18 protein-coding genes are annotated in these 20254 nt (G+C 66.6%); 12 read left to right on the top strand and 6 right to left on the bottom strand.

Translation table 11 applies throughout. From position 1 onward, the window contains the following. Positions 1-17 precede the first annotated feature (17 nt). Positions 18-1244 (bottom strand): MFS transporter, encoded by a 1227-nt coding sequence (locus INQ40_RS00285; protein ID WP_228482048.1) that lies wholly within the window; start codon positions 1242-1244, stop codon positions 18-20. A 155-nt stretch (positions 1245-1399) separates the two neighbouring features. On the opposite strand from INQ40_RS00285, the gene INQ40_RS00280 reads away from it, so the two are divergent. Both INQ40_RS00280 and INQ40_RS00275 read left to right on the top strand, forming a co-directional pair. Then, on the top strand, positions 1400-2026 hold the full coding sequence (locus INQ40_RS00280; RefSeq protein WP_194340807.1) for a hypothetical protein: 627 nt from the start codon (positions 1400-1402) through the stop codon (positions 2024-2026). Between the two features lie 212 nt (positions 2027-2238). Beyond that, positions 2239-4206 carry a peptidoglycan recognition family protein gene (locus INQ40_RS00275; protein ID WP_194340806.1) on the top strand — a complete coding sequence of 656 codons (1968 nt, stop codon included), beginning with the start codon at positions 2239-2241 and terminating at the stop codon, positions 4204-4206. An 87-nt stretch (positions 4207-4293) separates the two neighbouring features. Here INQ40_RS00275 and INQ40_RS00270 read toward each other — a convergent pair whose 3' ends face one another. Continuing rightward, entirely contained in the window at positions 4294-5331 is a 1038-nt protein-coding gene (locus INQ40_RS00270; RefSeq protein ID WP_194340805.1) for an AI-2E family transporter, read from the bottom strand. Between the two features lie 194 nt (positions 5332-5525). Here INQ40_RS00270 and INQ40_RS12975 point away from each other — a divergent pair, with 194 nt between their 5' ends. The 10 genes from INQ40_RS12975 to INQ40_RS00230 all read left to right on the top strand — a co-directional run bounded on the left by INQ40_RS12975 (position 5526) and on the right by INQ40_RS00230 (position 16444). After that, a complete protein-coding gene (locus INQ40_RS12975) occupies positions 5526-6800 on the top strand; it encodes a type VI secretion system Vgr family protein (protein WP_228482047.1) in 1275 nt (424 codons plus the stop codon). 83 nt (positions 6801-6883) lie between these two features. Then, positions 6884-7531 (top strand): type VI secretion system Vgr family protein, encoded by a 648-nt coding sequence (locus tag INQ40_RS12970; RefSeq protein ID WP_255524273.1) that lies wholly within the window; start codon positions 6884-6886, stop codon positions 7529-7531. A 43-nt stretch (positions 7532-7574) separates the two neighbouring features. Further along, positions 7575-8060 carry a DUF2345 domain-containing protein gene (locus INQ40_RS12965; RefSeq protein ID WP_255524324.1) on the top strand — a complete coding sequence of 162 codons (486 nt, stop codon included), beginning with the start codon at positions 7575-7577 and terminating at the stop codon, positions 8058-8060. 34 nt (positions 8061-8094) lie between these two features. After that, entirely contained in the window at positions 8095-10866 is a 2772-nt protein-coding gene (locus tag INQ40_RS00260; protein ID WP_194340804.1) for a pesticin C-terminus-like muramidase, read from the top strand. After that, positions 10848-11429, top strand: coding sequence for a lysozyme inhibitor LprI family protein (locus tag INQ40_RS00255; protein WP_194340803.1), 582 nt, complete (start codon positions 10848-10850; stop codon positions 11427-11429). Before INQ40_RS00260 ends, INQ40_RS00255 begins: the two co-directional genes overlap by 19 nt. Before the next feature lie 208 nt (positions 11430-11637). Further along, entirely contained in the window at positions 11638-14151 is a 2514-nt protein-coding gene (locus INQ40_RS00250; protein WP_194340802.1) for a DEAD/DEAH box helicase, read from the top strand. After that, a complete protein-coding gene (locus INQ40_RS00245; protein ID WP_194340801.1) occupies positions 14148-15086 on the top strand; it encodes a ribonuclease H-like domain-containing protein in 939 nt (312 codons plus the stop codon). The genes INQ40_RS00250 and INQ40_RS00245 overlap by 4 nt, the downstream gene beginning before the upstream one ends. Before the next feature lie 48 nt (positions 15087-15134). Further along, positions 15135-15431 carry an I78 family peptidase inhibitor gene (locus INQ40_RS00240; protein ID WP_193985210.1) on the top strand — a complete coding sequence of 99 codons (297 nt, stop codon included), beginning with the start codon at positions 15135-15137 and terminating at the stop codon, positions 15429-15431. Positions 15432-15500: 69 nt separating this feature from the next. After that, on the top strand, positions 15501-15965 hold the full coding sequence (locus INQ40_RS00235; protein WP_194340800.1) for a ribonuclease domain-containing protein: 465 nt from the start codon (positions 15501-15503) through the stop codon (positions 15963-15965). Then, entirely contained in the window at positions 15962-16444 is a 483-nt protein-coding gene (locus INQ40_RS00230) for a barstar family protein (RefSeq protein WP_194340799.1), read from the top strand. The genes INQ40_RS00235 and INQ40_RS00230 overlap by 4 nt, the downstream gene beginning before the upstream one ends. A 24-nt stretch (positions 16445-16468) precedes the next feature. On the opposite strand, the gene INQ40_RS00225 is transcribed toward INQ40_RS00230, so the two are convergent. The 4 genes from INQ40_RS00225 to egtB all read right to left on the bottom strand — a co-directional run bounded on the left by INQ40_RS00225 (position 16469) and on the right by egtB (position 20226). Further along, the gene (locus INQ40_RS00225; protein ID WP_194340798.1) at positions 16469-16702 is read right to left on the bottom strand and encodes a hypothetical protein; all 234 of its coding nucleotides are present in this window, start codon (positions 16700-16702) and stop codon (positions 16469-16471) included. 67 nt (positions 16703-16769) lie between these two features. Then, positions 16770-17846 (bottom strand): DNA topoisomerase IB, encoded by a 1077-nt coding sequence (locus INQ40_RS00220; RefSeq protein ID WP_194340797.1) that lies wholly within the window; start codon positions 17844-17846, stop codon positions 16770-16772. Positions 17847-17914: 68 nt separating this feature from the next. Beyond that, positions 17915-18889: an L-histidine N(alpha)-methyltransferase gene (gene egtD, locus INQ40_RS00215; protein WP_194340796.1), complete on the bottom strand. Its 975-nt coding sequence runs from the start codon at positions 18887-18889 to the stop codon at positions 17915-17917. Then, positions 18886-20226, bottom strand: a complete 1341-nt coding sequence (egtB, locus tag INQ40_RS00210; RefSeq protein WP_194340795.1) for an ergothioneine biosynthesis protein EgtB — start codon at positions 20224-20226, stop codon at positions 18886-18888. The genes egtD and egtB overlap by 4 nt, the downstream gene beginning before the upstream one ends. Between the last annotated feature and the right edge of the window lie 28 nt (positions 20227-20254).

Raw genomic sequence — 20254 nt, 5'->3', positions numbered from 1 at the left:
ATCCACTGACGCGGCGGTCACTGCGGCGTCCGCTCCGCCAGCATCACCTCGCCGCTGCGGTGGTCGTCCCGGCGCGCCCAGAGGTAGATCAACAGGCCCGCCACGGCGGTCGCCGCGCCGACGTAGCCGGTGGACGTCCAGCCGAGCCCGGCGGTGATCGCCAGTCCGCCCAGCCACGGCCCCAGCGCGTTGGCGGCGTTGAAGGCGGCATGGTTGGACGCGGCGGCCAGGGTCTGCGCCTCGCCGGCCACGTCCATCAGGCGGGTCTGCAGCGCAGGACCCAGCGCGCCCATGGTCCCGATCGCCAGCACCGCAGGCAGGATGGTCCACAACGAATGCGCGGCGAGCGGGAAGACCACCAGCACCAGTGCGGACCAGATCAGGATGACCGCCGTGGCGCGGAACTGCATGCGGTCCACCAGCCAGCCGCCGGCCAGATTGCCGACCACCGAACCGGCGCCGAACACGGCCAGCGCTATCGGAATCCAGCCCTCGCCGACCCCGGTGACATGGGTCAGGGTGGCCGTGAGGTAGCTGAAGACGCAGAACATGCCGGCGAACCCGATCGCGCCGATCAGCAGGGTCAGCCATACCTGCGAGGTGTTGAACGCGCGCAGTTCGCGCAGCGGCGACTGTTCCGGATCGGCCGGCACCGACGCCAGGTGGCGGCCGATCATCAGCGCGGTGACCACGGCCACCGCCGCCACCATGGCGAAGGTGTAGCGCCAGCTGAGCGCCTGGCCCATCCACGTGGCCAGCGGATTGCCCACCAGGATCGCGATCGACAGCCCCAACATGACCTGGCTGACCGCGGTGCCACGACGCTCGGGGCCTGCCAGGTCGGCCGCCACCAGCATGGCAACGCCGAAATAGGCGCCGTGCGGCAGTCCGGCAATGAACCGGAACGCCAGCATCGTGGCGTAACTGGGCGCCAGCGCGGTCGCCAGATTGCCCAGTGCATAGAACGCCATCAGCGCCAGCAGCAGGGTGCGCCGCGGCAGGCGCGCGCCGAGGATGGCCAGAACCGGCGCGCCCACCACCACTCCCAACGCGTAGGCACTGATCATGTGGCCCACCTGCGGTTCGCTGACGCCGAAGGCCTGCACCAGGTTGGGCATCAGCCCCATCATCGCGAACTCGCTGGTACCGATCGCAAAGCCGCCCAGGGCCAGCGCAAACAGGATCACCGCGTAGCGACTCTGGCCTTGCGGTCGATCGTGGGGCGGGGGTATTGAAGAAGCCACGCGGTGCATCCAGCCGAAAACAACCGTCTATTGTGCGCCGCAGCAGCGAGGACCGCCTTGACGGCAGCCAAACAGCGCTGCGGCACGAGCGTTTGCGGGGCGCGGGGCGCGGGAAGCGCGACCCGCTCCTGCGACGGCTGGTGCATGATCCGGACATGGACCTGCACCGGCCTCCACACACGCTCGTGCTGCCGATCGATTGCAGGGTGTGGCCGACCCCGGAGCACCCGATCGAGGTCGATGGCACCGTCTACGCGCCCAAACAGGAACTGCACATCACCCTGATCGGTTCGCGACTCGGGCGCGAGCTCCACGCCGCGTTGGCACCGGAGTTCCTGGCAAAGCGGATTGCCCGCGCGATGGCCGCGCAGGATTGGCAGTTTCGCCGTACGGGACGGTTCATCGTCCTGGGCATCCGGCCGCCACCGCTGACCATGGCCGGCCACGACCGGGCTCATCCAGATCCAGATCCCGAATCCGACCCCGCTCCCGATTCCGACCTCAATCCCGCTCCGGCTGCGGGCCCGGTTCCCGTCGTGGCTCCGCGCCAATCGATCATCGAGCTGATCCAGTTGCCGGCGATGCGTCCGTTCCATCAGGCGCTCGGACGCCTGCTGGGTCGACAGTTGCCGCTGCCGCCAGCCCACGTGACGCTCTACACCGCCCACGGGCCGCGCGGAATCGGCCTGGCCAGTGCGTCGCAGTTGCGCAGTCGACGTATCCGCGCGCTGCCTGCCGAAGTCCTGCAGGACGCCGAACAGCACTTGATGGCACCGGCCTGAAACGCGCTTCCATACGGTTCGTACGCGCGAAGTATGGGTGCGATGCGGCAAAGTTCCGGGGTCGAATAGAGGGATTGCCCTAGCGTTTCAGCGGATTTCCCGCCCCTGAACGCGACGCGCTGCCCGAATCGGAAAATCGCTGAACGCAAGCTTAGTGCCCCGCGCGATAACGCCGTGGCAGGGGACGCACACCATACGGAGCTCAGGGAATCATGAGGGGATATTCACGAATTCTGCTTTCGGTCGCGATCAGCGGCCTGCTTGCCTCGACCGCGTTCGCCGGCGAGTCGGCCGCGCTGCCCGAGGAAGCTGCGCTGGTCGAACAGTTGAACGCCGAGGAAGCCGCGCTCCGACCGCAGCGCCAGGCCTTCCAGCGTTACTTCAAGGAAGCCTATGCCCGGTATCCGGCGGTGCCGGTGGGCACACTGGAGTCAATCGCCTACGTGCAAAGCCGCTGGCTGAACATCCAGCCCGACGCCAACCAATCGCAGACCGAAGCGCACCACCACATGCCCGCCGCCTACGGCGTGATGGGCCTGTACGCGGGCCAGGGCTTCGCCGACCAGGTGACCGCTGGCGCGCAGCTGCTCGGCGTCTCGCCGGCACTGGTCCGCACCGACGCGCGCACCAACGTACTCGCCGCCGCCGCGTTGCTGGATGCGGAGATCCGCAAGGACCATCCCGGAGCTGACTCGCGCTCGCGGCTCAAGCGCGGTGGCAATACGCCATCGCCCGAAGCGATCCGCCCGGCCCTGATGCGCTACGCCGGCTTCTCGGCATCGCCGGTGGAAGCCGAGCGTGCCAGCGCCGTCGGCGAGTTCGCGCGCACCAGCTTTGCCTACGACGTGCTGTTGGCGCAGGACCGCGGCGTCAATGATCGCGGCATCGTGGTGCCCGAGCGCGCGATCGAGTGGGAGCGCGCATTCGACATGGACCAGCTGATCGCGCAGCGCGCGCCGATGGTGCGGCTGGACGTGGCCAATGACCGCATCGAGACCGCCGACTTCGAGATCGACCCGATCAGCGAGACGCTGCGGGCCAAGTCGGCTGACGGCCGGCCCACCGCCAACGGCTCGTCTGGCGCGGGCCCGGATGCGGGCATCCAGAGCACCGACTACGGCCCGGCCATCTGGAACGCCGCGCACTCGTCCAACTACAACGCGTCACGTTCCGCGGCGGTCAGCGCGGTCGCGATCCACACCGCGCAGGGCAGTTATGCCGGCACCATTTCCTGGTTCAAGAACGCCAGTTCGAACGTCAGTGCGCACTACGTGATCCGCAGCTCCGACGGCCAGGTCACCCAGATGGTCCGCAACGCCCACACCGCCTGGCACCTGCGCAACCAGAACAGCTTCGCCCTGGGCATCGAGCACGAGGGCTACGTCAACAACAGCTCCTGGTACACCAACGCGATGTACAACGCCTCCGCCGGCGTGGTCCGCAGCTTCTGCGCCAAGTACAGCGCCATCCCCTGCAGCAGTGCCTACAAGGGCGCGCCCAGCAGCGGCATCAACGTGTTGCCCACCAGCGTCAAGATCAAGGGCCACCAGCACTACAGCGGCCAGACCCACACCGATCCGGGCATCAACTGGAACTGGAGCAAGTACTACGGCCTGCTGAATCCGGGCAGCGGTGGCGGCACCGGCGCCGTCACCTACCTGGACCGGTTCGAGAGCAGCGTCGGCCACTTCAACACCAGCCCGGCCTATTCGGGCAGCACCACCGGCATCTCCAGCACGTCCACGGCGACGCGGGACTGCAGCACGCGCAAGAACGGCTCGTGCTCGTTGCGCGTCCTCCTCAAGGACAACAAGTCGAGCTCGGCCAACTGGGCGGTACGCCTGCTTTCAGGCAGCGGCAACCCGGGCAGCAACACCAAAATGACCCGCGCCAATGGCACGGTCGGCTTCTGGGTCTGGTCCGGCGGCACCGGCACCAGCGTCGGCGTGGGCATCGATGACAGCGACGGCACCGAGCGCTCGACCAGCAAGTCGGTTCCGGCCAACCAGTGGACCTACGTGTCGTGGTCGCTTCCCACCTCATCGAACTGGAACGCCTGGGTCGGCGGCAACGGGGCGATCAGCGCCAGCACGGTCACGATGGACGCGATCTGGCTGTACCACGCCAATACCGCGTACGACGTCAACGTCTACATCGATGACGTGCAGATAAAGAACTAGAGCGTCGCAGCAAGGGCGAACGCCCGCCGGCCTCTCTCCCGGCGGGCGTTTTCCTTCCCCGGAGTGCGCTCTAACGGCGTCCGCCCCCTATTCCTCCCCGGGTATCCGGGTTTCGGTCTCCAGGGTCTCGCGCACGTACAGGCGCTTGACCAGCACGAAGATCACCACCGTCAAGGGCGCGGCCAGCACCACCCCGGCCAGGCCAAACAGCGCACCGATCGCGAACAGCGAGATCAGCAGCAAGGCCGGCGGCAGGTCCACCGCGCGCTGCTGGATCAACGGCTGCAGCACGTGGCTCTCGACTTGCTGGATGACGATGAACAGCGCGAGCGCCCCCAGGCCGACCTGCGGGCTGACCGTGAAACCCAGCAGGACCGCAGGAATCGCCGCGAGCACCGGCCCGGCAATCGGGACGAAATCCAGCAACGCCGTGATGATGCCCAGCCCGAACGCGACCGGCACGCCAAGCAGCCACAACCCCAGCCCGGTCAGCACGCCGACCACCACCATCGCCAGTAGCTGCCCCATCAGCCAGGATTTGAGCGCGTGCCCGCTTGCATCGAGCGCATCGCCCACCAGCTCGCGTCGATCGGCCGGAAACAGCTTCAGCAGGCCGACGCGGTACAGGTCCGGCTGGGCGGCCAGGTAGATACCACCGGCGATCATCAACACCAGCTGGGTCAGGTTGCCCGAAGCGGACATGACCAGCGCCCCGATTCGGGAGGCGAGACCGCCGGCGTCGGACTGGGTCTGCTCGCTGAACTGCTGCGCCGCCGGCCCCAGCGGACTTGCCGCCATCCACGCCTGGAACTGTTCCCAGGCCAGCGGCAGCGTGGCTTTCAGCGATTCCATCTCACCGGCCAGCTGTGCGCCGAACATCCACATCAGCAGGGAAAACACCACCAGCAGCACCATCAGGACCAGGGCCAGCGCCGGCCCTTGCGACAGCGGAGTACGGCGGACGGTCTGGTCGACCAGTGCGTGCAGCATCACCGCCACCACCACGGCGCCAAACACCACCATGACCAGCTCCGAGAGTTGCCAGAGCAGGACCGCCAGCCCGGTGAGTGCCAGCGCGATCACCACGCGTGCGACGTAGGCGCGGATGTCTGAAGTCCCCTGCATGCGAAACCCGGAGCGTTGGATGGGTGTGCAAACCCTAGTCGACCCGGCCGGGGTTGACTGTGAGGGCCCGTCGTCCCATCCCGGGCGCGCTGGTGCTAATCTGGCCGTTGATCCGAAGGACTCCGAAGCGCAGCTGTGCCCGCCCGCAGGATCAGCGGGGCGCCTCACCTCAGGAAGTAAACAAAGGTATGGATATGGATATCCAGGCTGTCTCCCGTGCACTGGCCCGGGTCTCGCAGGACCAGCGACTGATCGAGCTTTCCACCGCGTTGCCCGACGCGCTGGTGGTCGAGTGCTTCGAAGGCCGCGAGGCGGTCTGCGACGATTTCCGTTTCACCGTGGACTGCCTGTCCACCGACGCCTTTCTGGACGCCCGAGCGCTGCTCGGCCATCCGATGTCACTGCGCCTGCGCCTGGCCAATGGCCGCCTGCGCCACTGGCACGGCCACTGCACCCATGTGGCGGTCCTGGGCAGCGACGGCGGACTGGCCCGCTACCGCCTGCTGATGGAGCCGTGGACCGCGTTCTTGAAGCTGCGCCGCAATGCGCTGGTGTTCCAGGATCTGGACGCGCTGGGTGTGCTGGAGCGTGTGCTGGACGATTATCCGCAGGCGGCGCTGCGAGTCGATGTGACCCTGTCGCTGCCGGTATACCCCATCACTACCCAGTACCGCGAGAGCGACCACGAATTCGTGTTCCGTCTGCTGGCCGATGCCGGGCTGGCATGGCGCTTTGAGCACTCGCAGGACAACGATGGCGGCGCCACCCTGGTGGTCTTCGATCGCGACGCGAGCGTGCCCGAAGCCATTGAGCCGACCCTGCGCTTCCACCGCAGCGACGCGACCGAAGCGACCGATGCGATCCAGCGCTTCAGCGAGCAGCGCCAGGCGACGGCGAGCATGCTGGGCGTCGCCAGCTGGCAGCCCGAGCAGGTCGAAGCGGTGGCGTCGATCGCTACGGCTGCACCGGCCGGCCCGAACACCCCGGCACTGGAGTCGTTCTCCGCGCCACGCGGCGGCCGCTTTGCCATCCGCAGCGACGCGGACCAGCACGCGGCCCTGCAACTGGACGCGCTGCGCCTGCCGCAGCGCCTGCATGCCGGCGCCGGCAGCGCCCGCAGCATGGCGTCGGGCTTCGCCTTCACCCTGACCCAGCACCCTGACCTGTCCGGGCAGGCGTTCCTGCCGCTGGTGATCGAGCATGGCGCGGCCAACAACCTCGACAGCGGCGTCGTCGAACAGCTGGGCCACGCCGGCGATATCGAACGCGGCAACTACCGCAACCGCTTGCTGGCCGTGACCGCCGACACCCCGGTGGTGCCCGTCGCCCGCTACAAGCCGACCGCGCCCGGGATGCAAACTGCGACCGTGGTCGGCCTGCCCGAATCCGCCGTCACCTCCACCCGCGACCATCAGGTGCGGATCCAGTTCCCCTGGCAAGCGGCACCGCGCCCAACACCGGCGGCCTGACCGACACAGGTTCCCACGCCAATCCCGACGGTCACGCCCCCGGCGATCACACCAGCGGCACCTGGGTGCGCGTGGCCGAGTGGATGGCCGGACCCAACTGGGGCAGCCACGCCCTGCCCCGCGTCGGCAGCGAGGTTCTGGTCGAGTTCCTGCACGGCGACATCGACCAGCCAGTCATCACCGGCCAGCTCTACAACGGCAACGTCGCCCCGCCCTTCGCCCTGGCCGATGCCAGCAACCACCCCGGCACCCTGAGCGGCCTGCACACGCAGAGCCTGGACGGCGGCGGCACCCAGCAATGGGTAATCGACGACGCCCCCGGCCAGCTGCGCCAGCGCCTGCACACCAGCTTGGCCGACAGCCGACTGGAACTGGGATACCTGATCGACCACGACAACGCTCGCCGCAGCGGGGTTCGTGGATCGGGCTTCGATCTGGCGACGCTGGGCTGGGCCAACGTGCGCGCTGGCCAGGGCATGCTGCTCTCGACGACGGGCCGGCCGGACGGTGTATCGACGCAGATGGACGTGACGGAGGCCGTCGCCCAGCTCAAAGGCGCGCAACGCACCGCACAGGCGCTGGATGACGCGGTCGGCAGCGCAGGTCGCGCCGCTGCGCGCCAACGAACGCCAGATCGACCTCCTCGTCGCGGTCGATCCCGAGCAGGACGGGCATTACAGCGGCGCCGTAAACGGCCAAGCCGCGACCAAGCCCGCAGGTGGTCAGCGTGACGGCGGCGATCCTGTCGAGCGGCTGGCCTCGCCGCTGCTGTTCGTGGAAGGCCCGGATGCGATCGCCCTTGCAACACCCAAAAGTGCACTGGCGTATGCCGGCGGCAACCTGCATCTGACCAGCCAGCAGGACGCCCACATCGCCGCAGGCCAGACCTTTGCGGGGGTGGCCGGCGGCCAACTGGCCCTGTTCGCCCAGCGCGGCCCGATCAAGGCGATCGCCGCTGACCGGCCGGTCAGCCTGCAGGCCCACACGGGGAAACTGGAGGTACTGGCGGACCAGTCGGTCACCATCACCGCCAGTGATGAGCGCATCGACGTGCTCGCCAAGGAGAAGATTATTCTGCAGGCCGGCCAGACGCGGGTCACGCTGGAGGGTGGCGATATTACGTTTGCCTGCCCGAGCGAGTTTCGCGTTAAGGCGGGACAGGTGCCGTTTGCGGGTGGGGCGAGCGGTGACGTGCAACGCTCGTTGCCAGACGGACTTCTAAAGCTGAGACCAGAGCGGATGCCGGACTTTTCCGGCTGACGTAGACCAAACCTATCTAGACAAGGACGTCTGCATGACCGACGAGACCCGAAAGCCCGCTCCGCTGAAAAAATTCGCTTATCCGTTCCAGAAAACCGAGGCTGACGTCCAAGGCGCCTCGATCGCGGCCGAGGTCGTTGATCCACAGATCTACTACAGCGCATTGGCCAGTGCGGAAGACGGGTTCTACCCGATCGGCGCCAACGGACAACACGGTGGGATCCACTTCGGCAGCCAGACCGGCGCCACGCTGGCGCAGGATGCGGGTATCCGCTGCATCGCCGACGGCGAAGTCATCGCCTACCGCATCGACGGCACCTATCCCAAGGTGGCTTACGACAGCTGCGGCGAGGCGACCTACTCGACCGGCTTCGCCCTAGTCCGGCACAGCTTGCAGTTGCCGCCAGCTCCGAAGACGACTGAAACAACATCTATTGAAAGCACCGGCTCCGGGGCAGGATCGACGAGAGAACCGAATGAGCCTTCGCTGATCTTTTACAGCCTGTACATGCACCTTCAGCACTGGAAGGGCTACCAGGATGACGCGAAGAAGCCGCGTCCGATCTACTGGGGCGATGCGGTTTATGCGGTCGCCGAATCCGCCACCGATGCCGACCGGGTCAGGAACCCGTATATCCCCGAAGGGGGAATCGGTCTGAACCTGCGCGACGCGGACGGCGAGATTGCTGTCGGATTCGCGCCGCGCGGCGTCAAGCTGCGACTCGGCACAGAAGGCACCAAAAAAGGCTACTACGCAGTATCCGGGGTGGCGAGCGGCGAAGTCACACCGGCCGGCCTCACCGACGCCTACGCCTACAAGAAGGAACTGACCGGAACGACCGCCGACCCGGACACCGACAAGGTGGTCGTGCTCGACGCGCCCATCGCGGTCCATGCCGGTGACCTGATGGGCCATCTGGGCCAATACCAACGCTATAGCGACACCAATCCCCTGGGCTCGAGTTGCAGCGAACGACCGCTGGTGCAGCTGGACGTATTCGCTGGCGACGATGTCGAGGATTTCATCGCCAAGAGTCGCGAGCGCGCCAAACTGCTGGGCGAGAAGCAGAAGACCCTGCTACTCATCGAGGCCGGCGCAACACTTGCGTTGCCCGCCAAGGCGGACCAGCAGATCGTCGCAAGTGACGGCATCACCCTAGACCCCACGTCGCCGAAAACGGGTGACTGGGCGAAAGTATGCAAAGGCACCATGGAAGTGGTCGGCAGGGACAGCTTGAGTGGCTACGACAAGGCCACCCGGAGCTACGGCAACGGCAGCGTGCTCTCGCGCATCCTCGATGCCGACGGCAATGCGATTGCACTGGACGCCTACAACGCCCTGACCGACAAGTCCGCCTACACCGAGCGCGAGGTGATGGTGCCCAGCGGGGACCCGGTGTGGGTGATGCGCTCGATGCTCGACGATCGCCCGCTGATCACCGACCGCACGATGGATGCCTGGAGCCGGTTCCCGCTGCAGGCCAGCAACACCACCGGTCCGCAGGCCGCCTGGCCGCGAGTGGTGGCGATCAAGACTGTGGACAATACCGCCGTTGAGGAAGATGGCACGCGCTGGTGGCAGGTCGATGTCGGTACCGACGATGGTCGCGGCCGCAGCGGCTGGGCGCGGGAAAAGGACCAGGCCAGGGTCAAGTTGTGCACGCCCTGGGACTGGCCCGGATTCGAGCTGGTCAAAGCCGATGACACACCACCGGCAACCTTCTATGCGAACCATGTTGCCAAACGGCCCGGGGCCCCGAAGGATGAGCAGGGTACGCTGGCCGCACAGGGCGCCAGCGCCGAAAGTGCCCCGCTGTTCCAGAGGCTCTACGACGTGGTTGATCTGGACGGTAACAACACACTCACGGCCACCGAGATCCGCAAGGCGCTCAAGCAACCGTGGCTCGCCCAAGCCATCGCCCGCCTGATCACCCGCTACGACAGCGAGTGGGCCGGCCCGATGGACAAATGGAACGCCATCGACCCACTGATCCCGGAGCCGCGCAAGGCCGACTGGGTGCAGGAGAAGAAGCGGATCGAGTCGCTGCTGTGGTGGGATGAGTTGAAAGGGAAGAATGGATTCCCAACGGATACGAAAGCGATTTACTTTCATCCGGTGGGGATGACAGCAAATTTTACAACGCCCTGCCCATCAGGCTGCGTGGTTGAGTGCTACGAATTAGAGACTTCTCAAGGAACTTTTATCGTCTCCAAAAAATCCTTTGAAGACATGCTCTCTGACGAAACCTATAAAGAACATCCGTATGTACCTGCCGCAGCAAGCTCCTCGAGCGGAATCACAGTCGGATACGGCTACGATCTCGGTCACCAGAGTGCGGCACAGATCCGCAAAGATCTAGGTACATACTACAGCTCTGAGGATGTCGACAAGTTTGTTGCGGTTGCAGGCCTGAAGAAATCCGATGCTAAAGACAAGCTGCCGACCGTATCGACGATTTCGATCTCAAAAGACGATGCATTAAACCTTGCATTCGACCTAAAGAAGAGGTACGCCGATAATGTTGTCGACATATACCCGGAGTCCATAAAGCTTCACCCTCACTGCAAAGGTGCATTGCTGTCATTGATATTCAATCGCGGACACAACAACATCCACACCGCTACGCGGCGAGAGCTTGGTGAAATTCAAGACGCGCTGAACGCCGGAGAGTACAAAAAGATTCCAACCCTAATTCGCTCAATGAAGCGAGTATGGGAAGGAAAGAACCTCGGCGGCCTCTTGAAACGAAGAGACCGAGAAGCCGATCTATTTGAGGAGGGATTAAAATGCGACTGCTGGAAATAGCCACTCTATTTATTGTGCTTATCGTGCCATCTATCAGCTTCGCAGAGCAGAATAAAAGCACTTTATGCGAAAGCACAAAAACAATTGAGTTAATATATTGCACCGATCAAAACTTCAATTCAGCAGATCAGGCACTGAATGAGAATTACAGTAAAGCACTGGCGTCAGTCACGCCGCAAAACAAAATTGAATTGAAAAACACTCAGCGTTCTTGGCTGAAATTTCGAGATAGCTACTGCGAATCAATTTCAGATGATATCCACCCGGGCAGCGAAGCAAAGATTGAAAAGACCTCCTGCCTTGCGAACCTAACGAGCGATCGCGCAACAGAAATTGCTAGGGCATATAAATATCCGAATGATGATCAATACTTTCGACTGCTTTCTTCTCTTGAGCGTGCCGGATACGATAGGGCTGAACTGCTTTCGAAGCTAGAAGATTCGGATTCCGGCAACCCAGAGTGGACGAAATACATTTCTCTTAATTGCAAGCTATTGCAGAATATCAATAAAGAGCCACTTAAAAAGTGTATCGCCCGAAACAATATTTACCGAAGCTACTGATTAACAAAGCGATAGACGGGAAGTCTGAACAGCTGTAATGCCCCAGTGATTTCGTGCTCCGGTATAACCTTTCCGAGGAGATACGAATGAGCGCAGTAATGGAAGCGTGGGACGGCCCGGGGGAAGTCGGCGCTGCCTGGATAACCCCCGTCTCACCCGCTGAGACCACCCCATGCTCCCATGGCGCCCTTTCATCACGATGGCCGCCATGTCCTACGCCCTTGCTCCCCGCACCGCCGCCAGCGAACAGGCGCTGTCGACGACCGACGGTCGCCCGTCCCGCGATGGCGCATTGCTGGGCCAGCGGCTGGAGCGGCGCTACGCGGACCGCATCACCGGCAGCTTCACCATTCCGGGTCGCGAGGGCTCGTATGCGCCGATCCCGGAGGACGTGCCGGCGGCGCTGAAGTCCGCACTCAAGGACCGCGGGATCGAGCAGCTGTACTCGCACCAGGCCGAGGCTTGGGACGCCACGCAGCGCGGCGAGCACGTCGCCATCGTCACCCCGACCGCTTCCGGCAAGTCGCTTTGCTACACCCTGCCGGTGGTGAGCGCGGCGATGGCCGGCAATGCCAAGGCGCCGGGTTCAAAAGCGCTATTCCTGTTCCCGACCAAGGCCTTGGCGCAGGACCAGGTGGCCGAGCTGCTGGAGCTCAACCGCGCTGGCGACCTCGGGGTCAAGGCGTTCACCTTCGACGGCGATACCCCCGGCGACGCCCGCCAGGCGATCCGGCTGCACGGGGATATCGTTGTCAGCAATCCGGACATGCTGCACCAGGCAATCCTGCCGCATCACACCAAGTGGGCGCAGTTCTTCGAGAACCTGCGCTACGTCGTCATCGACGAGGTGCACACCTACCGCGGGGTGTTCGGCAGTCACGTGACCAACGTGCTGCGCCGGCTCAAGCGGATCTGTGCGTTCTATGGCGTCAGTCCGCAGTTCATCCTCTGCTCGGCGACGATCGGCAACCCGCAGGCGCACTGTGAGGCACTGATTGAAGCACCGGTCACGGCCATCACCGAGTCCGGTGCACCCAGTGGCGACAAGCACGTGCTGCTGTGGAATCCGCCGGTGGTGAATGCCGATCTGGGCCTGCGCGCCTCGGCGCGTTCGCAGAGCAACCGCATCGCCCGCATCGCGATCAAGAGCGGGCTGAAGACGCTGGTGTTCGCGCAGAGCCGTCTGATGGTCGAGGTGCTGACCAAGTACCTCAAGGACATCTTCGACCACGACCCGCGCAAGCCGCCACGCATCCGCGCGTATCGCGGCGGCTACCTGCCGACCGAGCGCCGCGCGGCCGAGCGCGACATGCGCGCAGGCAACATCGACGGCATCATCTCGACCTCCGCACTGGAGCTGGGCGTGGACATCGGCGCGCTCGACGTGGTGGTGCTCAACGGCTATCCCGGCTCGGTGGCGGCGACCTGGCAGCGCTTCGGCCGCGCCGGCCGTCGCCAGCAACCGGCCCTTGGCGTGCTGGTCGCCAGCTCGCAGCCGCTGGACCAGTACGTGGTGCGGCATCCGGACTTCTTCGCCGATGCCTCGCCGGAACACGCGCGCGTCGCGCCGGACCAGCCGCTGATCCTGTTCGACCACATCCGCTGCGCGGCCTTCGAACTGCCGTTCGTGGTCGGCGAGGGCTTCGGCCCGATCGATCCGGACGTGTTCCTGGAGGCGCTGGCCGAGACCGACGTGGTGCACCGGGAAGGCGATCGCTGGGAGTGGATCGCCGACAGCTATCCGGCCGGATCGGTCTCGTTGCGGGCGGTCGCCGATGGCAACTTCGTGGTCGTGGACAAAACCGGCGGCAAGCAGCAGATCATCGCCGAGGTCGACTATTCGGCCGCCGCGCTGACCCTGTACGAGGGCGCGATCCACATGGTCCAGTCCACGCCCTTCCAGGTCGAGCGGCTGGACTGGGAAGGTCGCAAGGCCTACGTGGTGCGCACCTTCGTCGACTACTACACCGACTCCATTGACTACACCAAGCTCAAGGTGCTGGAGCGTTTCGAGGGCGAGGCGGCCGGCCGCGGCGAGGCCAGCCACGGTGAGGTGCACGTGGTGCGCCGGGTGTCGGGCTACAAGAAGATCCGCTACTACACCCACGAGAACATCGGCTACGGGCCGGTCAACCTGCCAGACCAGGAACTGCACACCACCGCGGCCTGGTGGCAACTGCCGCAGGCGACGCTGCTGGCGTGGTTTTGGTCGCGGCAGGACGCGCTGGACGGGTTTCTTGGCGCCGGTTACGCGCTCCACGTCGTGGCCACGGTGGCGGTGATGGCCGACGCGCGCGACCTGCAGAAGGCGATCGGCAACGGCGATGGCGCGTGGTTTGCCACCGCCGACAGCAAGGGTCGCGGCACGCTGCGCGGGATCGAGGACAGCAGCATCCTGGATGACGAGGACATCAACCACCGCCTGACCCACGCCAACGAGGACATGATCGATTTGCGCCAGTTCGTACCGACGATCTATCTCTACGACAACTTCCCCGGCGGCGTGGGTCTCAGCGAGCCGCTGTGGAACCGTCAGGCCGAGCTGGTCCGGCGCGCGTCCGAACTGGTCGGGCGTTGCGACTGCAGGTTCGGCTGCCCGGCCTGTGTCGGTCCCATCCTGGCGGCGGACGAGGGCGGCGACGAGGCCACGCCCAAGTCGCTGGCGCTGCGGGTGCTGGAGTTGCTGCAGGCAAAAGAATCACTGGAGGCGACCGAGGCGTGAGCATCAATCCGGACAAGTTGCGCGCATTGCGTCGGCAGGCCGGTGGCAAGCCGGCTGCGCCAGCTCCGCCGGCAGTCACGGCGGCAGCTCCCCGAGCGGTAGACGCAGCCGCGGTCGCCACCCCGACGCCGCGCCACACATCGATTGAATCGCTGCGCCGGCTGCTGGGCGTACGCGAGCGCAAGCCGGCCTACTTGAACTACCCCGCCGGCCCGATCGACCGCGCGCTGCCGGGGGAGGAAATCGCGCCCGGCCTGCGCCTGATCCAGTCGCACGTCGCCTTTCCCGCGCCGACCACCACGCTGGCGCTGGACTTTGCCAAGCGCCACGGCGAAGCGGTCGATCCGCGCCACCTGCTGTTCTTCGACACCGAGACCACGGGACTGGCCGGCGGCACCGGCACCCGCGCGTTCCAGATCGGCGCGGCCGACTGGCATCACGATCCGGTCCACGGCGACGGTCTGCGCATCCGCCAGTTGCTGATCACAACCCTGGCCGCCGAGCCATTGATGCTGCAGACCTTCACCGACTGGCTCGGCCCGGACACCGTGCTGTCGAGCTACAACGGCCGCTGCTACGACGCGCCGCTGCTGAAGACGCGCTATCGGCTGGCCCGCATGGGCGATCCGATCACCGGCCTGGACCACGTCGACCTGCTGTTCCCGACCCGTCGCCGCTACCGCGGGGTGTGGGAGAACTGCCGGCTGGCGACGATCGAGCGCGAGCTGCTGGGCATCGTTCGCGAGGACGACCTGCCCGGCTCGGAAGCACCGGCGGCGTGGCTGTCTTACCTGCGTGGCGGTCCGTCTTCGCTGCTGCGCCGTGTCTGCGCGCACAACCACCAGGACGTGGTGACGCTGGCGAGGCTGATCCTGCGACTGGTGGACGCGGAGGCGGAGGCGGAGGCGGCCGGCGAGGTGTTTACCGCATCCTAACGACGCGGCGGGCACGATCTGTGGGATGCCCGCCGACTGGAGAACCCGATGATCCGTACCGCGCTGTCCGCCGCCACGCTGGTCCTTGTTGCCGCCGCCTGCACCACCATGCCGCCTCCGCCGATGGCACAGCAAACCGGAGAGTCGTGCACCACCGATACGATCGGCTGGGTGATCGGGCAGGCCGCCACGCCGGAAGTCGTTGAGCGCGCCCGGTTCGAGAGCTACAGCCGCGACGTCCGCGTGATCGAGCCCGGCATGGCGGTGACGCTGGACTATCGCGGCGACCGGCTGAACCTGCACGTCAACAGCGCGGGTGCGATCCACCAGGCCGCCTGCGGCTGAGTGCGCCGTCCTGGCCCGGCACGGGTCAGGCGGTAGACTCGGCGGGTCAATTCACCAAGGAAGCGCCTGATGGACCGCACTCGCCTGTGGCTGGTGGCCGCCGTGATCGTCGCCGGCCTGTGGTCGTGGACCCAGTACCGGCAGGCGCCGGTCGTGCCGCCTGTGGCGACCGTCCAATCGCCTGCGCCTTCCAGCGAGGCCGTTGACCGCGTCAATGCGCCGGCATCCGCTTCTTCATCGAGTGGCCGGCAGACCCGCTTTCCCGCATTCCTGCCCGGCGAGGCCCATCCAGTGCTGGAGGCGATTGCCCGCGGCGGTCCGTACGCGTACCGCCAGGACGACGGCGTGTTTCAGAACCGCGAAGGGCGGCTGCCACAGCGTGCACGTAGCCATTACCGCGAGTACACCGTCCCCACGCCGGGCGCTTCCGACCGCGGCGCGCGACGCATCGTCACCGGCGGCGATCCGCCGACGGAGTACTTCTACACCGACGACCACTACGGCAGCTTCCGCCGGTTCGAGGTGACGCCGTGATCCCGACCGACTTTCGCGCGCTGCTGCTGGAGCCCGACCAGGCTCGCGCGTTCTTCATCGACGCACGCGACCGCGGCGCAATGGCGGATGCCGCCGCCTCGCTGGATATCGCGATCGCGCGGGTCGACCTGGCGGGCTGCACCGACAAGGCCGACGCGCTTGAGCGGATCGCCAGGGGCCTGTCCTTCCCCGGCTGGTTCGGCGGCAACTGGGACGCGCTGGCCGATTGCCTCGGCGACCTGTCGTGGCTGCTGGCACCGGGTTACCTGCTGCTGATCGAGAACAGCAGTGCCTGGCATGAGGCGCAGCCGGAGGAGTTCGACACCCTGCTGGCGATCCTCAACGAGGCTGCGCTGGAGTGGCGCGAGCGCAACGTGGCGTTCTGGGCGCTGCTGCCCCTGCCTGCCGAGGCAATGGCGGCGCTGGAGGACGCCATCCCCCCGCCGTCCAGTGCCCAGGACAGCTATAACGGCCCCTGATCCACAGCCTTTCGCCGAGCTGCCCTAGACCCGGTCCTCCAAGCCGATGACGCCCGACTTGCGTGCGCAGTGCGCGCAACAGAACATCTTGCCGTCGTGTTCGCTGCCGTGGCCGATGATCTTGCACTGGCAGTGGGCGCAGCTGGGTGCGAGGGCGTGGATCGCGCACTCGAAGGAGTCGAACGTGCCGCCGCCGTCGACGGTTTTCACGCTGAAGCTCTTGTCGTAGTTGTTGCCGCAGACGTCGCAGGTGGCCATGGTGTTTTCTCCTCGCGGGAACGTCGAGTCTGGCGACGGTCGCGACCACGGCGGGTGAAGAGCCGGCCTATCGCGACCGCCGGTGCTCGCGCTTGAGGAACTTCAGCGCCGCGCGCTCCCATTGACGGGCGCCGCGCGCATTGGCCGCGGCGCGCTGCAGCCGGCCGGCCTGCCAGCCGTCGAACACCACCGGATCGATGTAGGCCTTGCGGCACACCGCCGGCGTGTTGCCCAGTTCCTCGGCGACCTGCTTGATCACCGCGTTGCGGGCCTGGGCCAGGGCGCGCTCGCTGGGCTCGCCGCCGGGTCCGGCCTCGGGTACCGGCGTGCCGGCCAGTTCGCGGAACGCGATCAGCGTGCCACCCCAGGTACGGAAGTCCTTCGCGCTGAAGCCGTTGCCCAGGCGGCGGTGGAGGTAGTCGTTAACCGCGCCCGAATCGACCGGCTGGATACTGCCGTCGTCCTGGCGGTACTGGAACAGGGCCTGCCCGGGCAGTTGCTGGCAGGCCTTGACCAGCTTGGCCAGGCGCGCGTCGTCGAGTTCGATCTCGTGCTGCTGCCCGCCCTTGCCGCGGAAGCTCAGCCGCGCGCGGCCGCCGCGCAGGAAGGCGATATGGCGGTTGCGCAGCGTGGTCAGGCCGAAGGAGCGGTTGCTGCGCGCGTAGCGGTCGTTGCCGATCCGCACCAGCGTATCGGCCAGCAGCGCGACGACGATCGCCAGCACCTTGTCGCGGCCGAAACCCGGCTCGGCGAGGTCCTTGCGCAGGTGCCGGCGCAGCCTGGGCAGGGCCGCGCCGAACTCGACGATGCGGTCGAACTTGCCGTCACCGCGGACCCGGCTCCAGTCGGCGTGGTAGCGGTACTGCTTGCGGCCGCGCGCATCCCGCCCGGTCGCCTGCAGGTGGCCGTTGGCGCGCTGGCAGATCCACACCTCGGTCCAGGCCGGCGGAATCGCCAGCGCCTGGATGCGCGACAGGGTCTGCGCATCACTGACCCGATCCCCGTCCGCATCGCGGTAGTGGAAGCCCTTGCCGGCGCGCAGTCGGGCGATACCGGGATGGTCGTCGCAGACGTAGCGAAGGCCCGCCTGGCTGGCCGTTTCGATCGAGTCGGCGGGCGGTGACACGGTGGTTGTTGAGCTCATCGCGAGAGCATCGGCAGGCGGGTGTCGAGGTACTGCGAACCCGGCGCCCTCCTTGACTCGAATGGCGATCAGGCCGCCGCGAGCAGGCGCAGGCCGAACCAGTCGCTGGGATCGTTCCAGCGCTCGATGACGCGCAGGCCCGCGCGCGCGGCCAGCGCGGCGAAGCTCGCGTCGGTGTACTTGTGGCTGTACTCGACTTCCATCGCCTCGCCGTCGGAAAAATCGAACTGCCGGCCCGCCACATGCACCTGCTGGTCGCGCAGGCTGACCAGGTGGGTCTCGATGCGCATGCGTTCGCGCGAGTACACCGCGCGGTGGGCGAACGAGTCCACGTCAAAATCGCTGCCGATGTCGCGGTTGAGCCGCACCAGCAGGTTGAGGGTGAAGTCGGCGGTGACCCCGGCGGCGTCGTTGTAGGCCGCCTCGATCAGCGCCGGGTCCTTGTCCAGGTCGATGCCGATCAACGCCTGGCCACCGGAGCCCATGGTGGCGCGCATCGAGCGCAACAGGCGCTCGGCATCGGCCGGCAGGAAGTTGCCCAGCGTCGATCCAGGAAAGAACACCAGCACGTGACCATTGCCGCGCGCCGGCGACGGCAGCGGCACCGGCTGGGTGAAGTCGGCGCAGACCGGCAGCATCTCCACCTCCGGGTAGGCATCGGCCAGCCGCTCCACGCTGGCCAGCAACGCGGTGCGCGAGATCTCGATCGGCGTGTAGGCCACGGGATCGGTCAGGCCGTCCAGCAGCAGGTGGGTCTTGCGCCCGCTGCCACTGCCGTACTCGACCACGTGGGCGCGCGGCGCGACCGCCTCGGCGATCGCCGGCATCGAGGCATCCAGCAGGTCCAGCTCGACGCGGGTCAGGTAGTACTCCGGCTCGCGGGTGATCCGCTCGAACAGGCGCGAGCCGCGCTCGTCGTAGAAGTACTTCGAGGGCAGGGTCTTGGGCGTCGCCGAAAGCCCTGCGAGCACGTCGCCGGTGATGTCGTCGGCGCTGGGCTGCAGGTCGCTGAGCGTGATCTTCGACGCCACGGTGACCGTCATGCGTCGCGCGCCAGGCGCAGGCCGCTGAACTGCCAGCGGTCGGGCGCGTGGAAGAAGTTGCGGTAGCTGGCGCGCAGGTGGTCGCGCGAGCTGGCACAGCTGCCACCGCGGAGGATCTGTTGTCCGCTCATGAACTTGCCGTTGTACTCGCCCAGCGAGCCGGGCATCTCGCGGAAGCCGGGGTAGGCGGTATAGGCGCTGGAGGTCCACTCCCACACGTCGCCGAACAATTGCTGCGTAGCGCTGGCATTGACGCTGCCGGCGCCGGATCCGGTGGCGACCGGATGCAGGTAGCCCCGGTCGACGAAGTTGCCCTCCACGGCGACCGCGGCGGCCGCGTTTTCCCACTCGACCTCGGTGGGCAGGCGCGCGCCGGCCCAGCGCGCGAACGCGTCCGCTTCGTAGTAGCTGAGGTGGCTGACCGGCGCGTTCGGATCGATCGGCCGCATCCCGCCCAGGGTGAATTCCGACGCCAGCGCCTCGTCCCAGTAGATCGGGTGCCGCCACGCGGCCTGGTTGACCAGCGCCCAGCCATCGCTCAGCCACAGCGAGGCGTCGCGGTAGCCGCCGGCGTCGATGAAGTCGCGGTAGTCGGCGTTGGTCACCGGGCGGGTGGCGAGCGCGTGCGCCGGCATCAACACGCGGTGCCGGGGCGACTCGTTGTCGAAGGCGAAGCACTCGCTGTCCAGCGGCCAGCCCGCGGCGCCGATCTCCACGATCGCCTCATCCTGGCCCAGCCAGTCCAGCGGACCGGCGGCGGCGCTGGCAAGCGGCAGGTCGTCGCGGTAGGCGGGCTTCAGCGGGTTGCACCACAGCGCGTGCTTGATGTCGGTCAGCAGCAGTTCCTGGTGCTGCTGCTCGTGATGCAGGCCCAGCTCGATGCGCTGCCACAGCGGCGCGTCGAACCGGCCGGCGTCGAAGGCGCTGCCCATGCGTTCATCGACCGCGCGGCGGTAATCGAGGACCTCGGCCAGCGACGGTCGCGACAACATCCCGCGCCGGTGGCGGGCGTGCATCGGGCCGACGCTCTGGTAATAGCTGTTGAACAGGTAGTCCCAGTCCGCGTTGACGGGCTGGTAGCCGGCGCTTTCGGCCAGCACGAAACGTTCGAAAAACCAGGTCGTGTGGGCCAGGTGCCATTTGGTCGGGCTGGTCTCTTCCATCGACTGCAGCATCGCGTCTTCGGCCGAGACGGGCGCGGCCAATGCCACGCTGCGCTCGCGCACGGCACGATAGGCGGCCGGCAGGGACTGGCGCGCCGACGGGGGCGCCGGGGGTTCGGAGTGGCGCGTGGGTGCCGGCGCGGTGGCCGGATGCGGGGCGGATTGGCTGGACATCGCCGCAGAATACAGAGGCGAATGTATC

Source organism: Lysobacter sp. H21R4 (assembly GCF_015277535.1).
GTDB lineage: Bacteria > Pseudomonadota > Gammaproteobacteria > Xanthomonadales > Xanthomonadaceae > Novilysobacter > Novilysobacter ciconiae.
Note: the sequence above shows the minus strand (reverse complement) of the source record. Positions and strands in the feature narration are given on the sequence as shown.